Below are 659 nucleotides of genomic sequence, written 5' to 3'. Positions count from 1 at the left end.
CTGATATATGGGATTTGTTCATGCAAAAGTTTGAACATAAAAATTTAGATGATAATTCAGTTATTGAAATTATGAAAGGATATAGAACTTTAAAGAATGGCTCTAAAAAAATTCTTTCAAAATATGCAATTAGAAAAAGATTTCAAAGAAGTGAATTAAGTCCAGTTTGGAATAAAATAGAAACCTTTTTTCATACAAAGGGTAAAAATTTATCTTATCAAGAAGAAATATCTAAACCATCTGTTTTATATGTTAAAAATTCTTTAAAATCTGTGGTATCAACTCTTACAAAACATATGAGGGGTAAATTTGACCCTCTTTTATTAGCTGATATTTTTGAAGAAGCAAATGAAGAACAAAAAAAACATAAAGGTTTTTCAATTTTTGACGGTGCAAGAATAAAAACAATTGATTATTTTAATGAAGCAAAAGTCTATTATGAAAAAATGAGTAAACAAGGATTAATCATTGAAGATGATTTTAAGAAATTTGAAAATGATTTAGAAAAAAATATTTTAGAAGTTTTTTCACTTGCATATTTAAAAGATATACCAAGTAAAGAAGCATTAAATGAATATAACAAAAGGTTAGGTTATGAGAAAAGATGTTCTTGAAAATAAAAGAAAAATACTTATTGCAATATCAAATTTACATAAAGG

At 23.7% G+C, this 659-nt stretch carries 1 protein-coding gene; it reads left to right on the top strand.

Annotation, left to right across the window (positions count from 1 at the left end; translation table 11 throughout):
* On the top strand, nt 1-614 hold a 614-nt coding region (locus CP960_RS13640), incomplete at its 5' end, for a hypothetical protein (RefSeq protein WP_228152091.1).
* Nucleotides 615-659: the final 45 nt, after the last annotated feature.

The organism is Malaciobacter halophilus (assembly GCF_002837275.1).
Classification (GTDB): Bacteria; Campylobacterota; Campylobacteria; order Campylobacterales; family Arcobacteraceae; genus Malaciobacter; species Malaciobacter halophilus.
This window is presented reverse-complemented; position numbering and strand designations above follow the sequence as displayed.